This window comes from Micromonospora sp. KC721 (assembly GCF_004348355.1).
GTDB lineage: Bacteria > Actinomycetota > Actinomycetes > Mycobacteriales > Micromonosporaceae > Micromonospora.
Genome location: NZ_SMJY01000298.1, coordinates 1 through 4,916 on the forward strand (window position 1 = coordinate 1; position 4,916 = coordinate 4,916).

Annotated in this window: 6 protein-coding genes and 1 tRNA gene; 4 read left to right on the forward strand and 3 right to left on the reverse strand. The window is 68.4% G+C overall.

Annotated elements, in window-relative coordinates:
* Positions 1-204 precede the first annotated feature (204 nt).
* Complete coding sequence (locus E1182_RS29105) at positions 205-1,008, reverse strand: S-methyl-5'-thioadenosine phosphorylase (protein ID WP_132270929.1); 804 nt, start codon at positions 1,006-1,008, stop codon at positions 205-207.
* 150 nt (positions 1,009-1,158) lie between these two features.
* Here E1182_RS29105 and E1182_RS29110 point away from each other — a divergent pair, with 150 nt between their 5' ends.
* The gene (locus E1182_RS29110) at positions 1,159-1,749 is read left to right on the forward strand and encodes a YqgE/AlgH family protein (protein WP_132270935.1); all 591 of its coding nucleotides are present in this window, start codon (positions 1,159-1,161) and stop codon (positions 1,747-1,749) included.
* 88 nt (positions 1,750-1,837) lie between these two features.
* Positions 1,838-1,910: transfer RNA gene (locus E1182_RS29115), tRNA-Ala, on the forward strand.
* A gap of 291 nt (positions 1,911-2,201) precedes the next feature.
* On the opposite strand, the gene E1182_RS29125 is transcribed toward E1182_RS29115, so the two are convergent.
* On the reverse strand, positions 2,202-2,426 hold the full coding sequence (locus E1182_RS29125; protein WP_132270931.1) for a hypothetical protein: 225 nt from the start codon (positions 2,424-2,426) through the stop codon (positions 2,202-2,204).
* 191 nt (positions 2,427-2,617) lie between these two features.
* On the opposite strand from E1182_RS29125, the gene E1182_RS29130 reads away from it, so the two are divergent.
* Both E1182_RS29130 and E1182_RS29135 read left to right on the forward strand, forming a co-directional pair.
* On the forward strand, positions 2,618-3,481 hold the full coding sequence (locus E1182_RS29130; protein WP_132270932.1) for an NAD(P)-dependent oxidoreductase: 864 nt from the start codon (positions 2,618-2,620) through the stop codon (positions 3,479-3,481).
* Between the two features lie 331 nt (positions 3,482-3,812).
* The gene (locus tag E1182_RS29135) at positions 3,813-4,151 is read left to right on the forward strand and encodes a hypothetical protein (protein ID WP_207921565.1); all 339 of its coding nucleotides are present in this window, start codon (positions 3,813-3,815) and stop codon (positions 4,149-4,151) included.
* 272 nt (positions 4,152-4,423) lie between these two features.
* On the opposite strand, the gene E1182_RS29140 is transcribed toward E1182_RS29135, so the two are convergent.
* On the reverse strand, positions 4,424-4,636 hold the full coding sequence (locus tag E1182_RS29140; protein ID WP_132270934.1) for a hypothetical protein: 213 nt from the start codon (positions 4,634-4,636) through the stop codon (positions 4,424-4,426).
* Positions 4,637-4,916 lie beyond the last annotated feature (280 nt).

Below are 4,916 nucleotides of genomic sequence, written 5' to 3' on the forward strand. Positions count from 1 at the left end.
GGGTGGTCCGCTCCACCGGCGTGTGCACCGAACAGCTCGTGCTGGAACCGGTCACCGTCACCCTCGCCGCGCCGCTGGGCACCCGGCCGGTGCTCGACGTGCTCACCGGACGGGTGCTCACCGAACAGCCGCACTGAGTACGGTGCGGCGCCAGCGGCCGTGGTGGGCCGGCAACCGGATCCCGGGCGCCGCCGGGGGAGCGGCTCAGGGCAGGGGGACCGGGAGCTCGATGCCGTCCAGGGCGTGCCCGCACGGGCAGTCCCGGCTGGCCGGCAGCGCCGCCACGGCGTCCAGCAGCACCCCGCGCAGCCGGTCGGTGTTCTCCGCGAACACCCGGAACACCTCCGCCTGGGTGACCGACTCGCCGGCCGTGACGCCCGCGTCCAAATCGGTGACGAGCGCGATCGAGGTGTAGCAGAGGGCCAGCTCGCGGGCGAGCACCGCCTCCGGATGCCCGGTCATGTTGACCACCGTGCCGCCCATCGAGGCGTACCAGCGGGACTCGGCGCGGGTGGAGAAGCGCGGCCCCTCGACCACCACCACCGTGCCACCGTCCACCGCCGGCACGTCCCGTCCGGCCGCCGCCGCGAGCAGCGTACGCCGCCCGACCGGGCAGTACGGGTCGGCGAACGAGACGTGCACCGCACCCCGGTCGTAGTAGGTCTGGCTGCGTCCGGTGGTCCGGTCGATCAGCTGGTCCGGCACCACGAAGGTGCCCGGACCCAACTCGGGCCGGAGCCCGCCCACCGCGCAGGGGGCGAGCACCTGACGCACCCCGAGGGACCGCAGCGCCCACAGGTTGGCCCGGTATGGGATCAGGTGCGGCGGGTGCCGGTGGTCCCGGCCGTGCCGGGGGAGGAACGCCACCCGGCGACCGCCCACCTCGGCGATGGTGACCGGGTCCGAGGCAGGCCCGTACGGCGTGTCCACCTCGTACGCGGTCGCGCCGTCGAGCAACGCGTACAGGCCCGATCCGCCGATCACCGCGATGTCCGCCGTAGGGCTCAACGGTCCTCCTCTGTCGCCGCTCGATCATCCGCCGCTCAGACCTTAGCCACCGCCCCGGGCGCAAGCTATGGTGCCAGGCATGGCGGTGACAGCACGGACCCACGGCGACGCCCCGTTACCCGACCCGGCGCGCGGGTGACGATGTCCGAGATGCAGGAGGAGGGACGCGCGATCGGCGGTCGAGCCACGGAGTCGATGACAGGGCGGCTGCTTGTCGCGACTCCGGCCCTGAAGGACCCGAACTTCGACCGTACGGTGGTGCTGCTGGTGGCCCACGAGGCCGGCGGGGCGCTCGGCGTGGTGCTCAACCGGGCCACCGAGGTCCCGGTGGCCGACGTCCTGGGCGGCTGGAGCGACCTGGCCCGCCACCCCGCGGTGCTCTTCGAGGGCGGCCCCGTCCAGCCGGACTCGGCGATCTGCCTGGCCCGGATGCGGCACCCGATCCGCCGCCTGAAGGGTTTCCAGACGATCTCCGGCGCGGTCGGCACGATCGACCTGTCGGTGGATCCGGAGAAGCTGCGCGACAGCATCGGCAGCATCCGGGTCTTCGCCGGCTACTCGGGCTGGGGCGCCGGCCAGTTGGAGCAGGAGATCGAGGACGGCTCGTGGTTCGTCTTCGACGCCCTGCCCGGCGACGCGTTCGTCGACCGGCCCGACGACCTGTGGCCGATGGTGCTGCGCCGGCAGGGCGGGATGATGGCGGCGGTCGCCCACTTCCCGCCCGACGTGGCGTTGAACTGAGCGCCGGGGAGGGGTACCCCCGCGAGATGACCATCGCGGGGGCCGTGTGTATAGTTCTCTGCGTGCCCGGGACGCCGGGGACGAGCAAGGGGCCGTGGCGCAGCTGGTAGCGCACCACACTGGCAGTGTGGGGGTCAGGGGTTCGAGTCCCCTCGGCTCCACCCTTGCGAAACGCCCGGGTGAGGGACACGATCCCCCACCAGGGCGTTTTTCGTTTCCGCCGTTCTCGGGGCGCTACGTGCCAGATCCGGCGCTGGCCGTGCCTCTCGCCTCTTCGATCAGTGCGTCCAGGGCGGCGGCGATGGCGTGATCGCGGTCACGGGTGGCGTGCTGGTAGATCATGGCGGCGCGGGTGCTGGAATGCCCGATGCGCGCCATCAACTCTTTGGGCGTCGCGCCGCTCTGGGTCGACCATGTGCTGCCAGTGTGCCGTAGGTCGATGCGGCATTAGGCTAGCAACGAATATGGTTTCCGCATAAAGGCGGGGCGTCGACGCGGCAGATTTTCCAGCCGCCATCGATGCCCCGCTCTTGCGTTTCCTGAAAGCGCCATTCGTGCTGGCTGCCCTTCATGAAAGTTGCGCTACCGGTTGTCGGGTCAATCAGCGTAAATTGGAAGGAAATGAGCGCAGACACCGTGCCTTCCGAATCGAGCGGCTTCCAATCGGCGGATTCCACCTTGGCATCCGTGAGTCATTTTCATCGTGGGTAGCGGGCGTCCTCGGCGGCTTCGAGGACGAGGATGGCCTGCACGATCGCGGTGGCGCGGTGGGGGCAGACCTCGAGGTGTCCGGGCCGACAGGGGCAGTTCCCTTCATCTCGACGTCACGGCTTGACATGAAGTTAAGTTGAGGTTCTAGGCTGGCCGTATGGCAGAGACCATCACAATTATCGGAACCGGCAACATCGGAACAGCGGTGGCACGCCGGCTACTCGACGCGGGCCGCGAGGTGGTGGTGTGGAACCGCACTCAGCACCGGCTCACCGGTCTGGTGGAGGCGGGTGCTCGGCCCGTCGACTCGGTCGCTGCGGCCGTGTCGTCGAGCGATCTCGTCCTGCTCACCCTCACCGACTACCGCGCGGTCGCCGACTGCCTGGCCGCCATGCACCCGGACCAGGCCGGGCGGACCATTGTCGCGTTGTGCACCGGCACACCGGGGGAGGCGCAGACGACGGCCGAGCTCGTCGCCGGCATGGGCGCTCGGTATCTTGACGCGGGCGTCCAGGCCTCGCCGGAGACGATCGGCACTGACAGGGCCACCATCCTGTACGGCGGTGACCGTGCCGCGTACGAGCTTCACCTTGACACCTTGCGCCTGCTCAGTCCGCCCCGCTTCGTCGGGGACGCGCCAGCGGCCGCCGCGATCTGGGATCTGGCCCTCTTCGGCGTCTGGTACGACGCACAACTGGGCCTGCTTCGCGCTCTCGACACCGTACGCGCCGCCGGCATCGACATCACCGACTTCGCCCGGACTGCCGGTACACAACTCGGCCACGTGGTCAACTCGGCCCCGGCCACCGCGATCGAGCTTCTCGAAGCTGACTATCCGCCCGGCCCGGCCAACCTCGGCGAGCACCTCACCGTGCTCCGTCACCTCATCGAACAACGTTCCGGCAGCCCGCTCGGCGACGGCGGCCTTCCGATCGTGGCAGCGCGGATCGAGGCGCTCCTCGCTGACAACCGCTCAGGCGAGGGTCTCACCGCCGTCGTCGATCGACGAGAAGTCCCATAGGAGGCCGGACGACCTGCCTCGATCCGGCTCCGGCGTCTCGGCGAGCACCCCTGCGGACCTCGGGGCCAGGTCACCCACCAGATAGCGAGTTCCTCCGCATCGTTGCGGTGACAACCGCACTGCCGGTGGCGACCCGTGAGGAAGCCCGCCACCGGCATGACATGCCCAGCCGTACGCAGGTCAGGCACGTGCAGGGCCGCCACCCAAGGCGTCGCGAGCTACTACCGCCAGCCGACGTCCTGCGCGATTCGACAAGCACGAAAGGAATAGCCTACAGATGTCCCGGTCAACTACCCAGTTGGCAGATGGCCCGATTCTTCTCCGTAACACCATGCGCATCAAGGAGGGTCACCTCGAAAAATATCGAGACGCAGTTCGTTCTGCTGTTGACTTCGTAAGAGAGCACGGCCCGCAACTCATGGTTGAAGTGTTCATTGACGAAGCCAACCTACGCGCCCACAGCTTCCAGCTCTACCTCGACTCTGCCGCAGTGCTGAAGCATTGGCAGCTCGCCGATCCATACATCCAAGAGGTCATGGAACACTGCTCCGTGGAGGCGCTTGACGTTTACGGGCAGCCCAGCAAGGAAGTCATGGACGGCCTAACGCAAAATGGTGCGGCTTCGCTCGTGGTTACCCCACATCTAACAGGCTTTTTCCGTAACCGCTGATCGACGCCTTTCAGGGCGTCCCGTCAATTTCGTCGCACGGACGCCCTACACCGCGAGGACCATGTCCGAGATTCCCCCGACCCCGGAAGCAGGAGGCTTTCGATCATGCTCTGCTGGAGCTGACGGAACGTATCCGGGGCAGCACCGATAAGATACCCGATGAGCTGCGGAACGTGCGATGCGTTTATACCGGAAGTCGGACCATGGCGGTCGGGCCGGGCAACTTCACCTCGGAGCGGGCGCCGCCTGCGGACCGCGTCAGCTGACACCCGTCACGGCGTTATGCCGGCGTCCGCCCGAGCCAGCCCGTACGCGCGGATCATCGTCTTTACTTTCGCAAGCTCGGCGCGTACAGCGCGTGCCTCCATGAGAAGTTCGGATTGGCGGCTGTCGCACCGGCAGCGCCGGATGCCCAGCTCGCCGTCGGAGCCGTTGAACACGGCCAGGAGGTAGGCGTGTGCGGCGGGAACCGCCGGATGGTTCAACGCCTGATCCGTGCCGATGGCGGCCAGTGGACCGAGGTGAAGGCAGGGACAACGGCCGGTTGAGTCAGACGTGCCAGATCCGTGCCAGTACGGCCGGTCGATGGCGGGTAGTAGCGAGGAGTCAAGGGCGTACCGCCTATCGCTGTGCCACCCTGACTGGCCAGGGTGGCGGCGGGAATGACAATGTCCCCGCCCGGAACGGACGGGGACATTGTCATGTCGGTCGGTCACGAGTCGCGTCGAGCGCCACCCCGCCCCCGCTGGCGGCGGGGACGGGGCG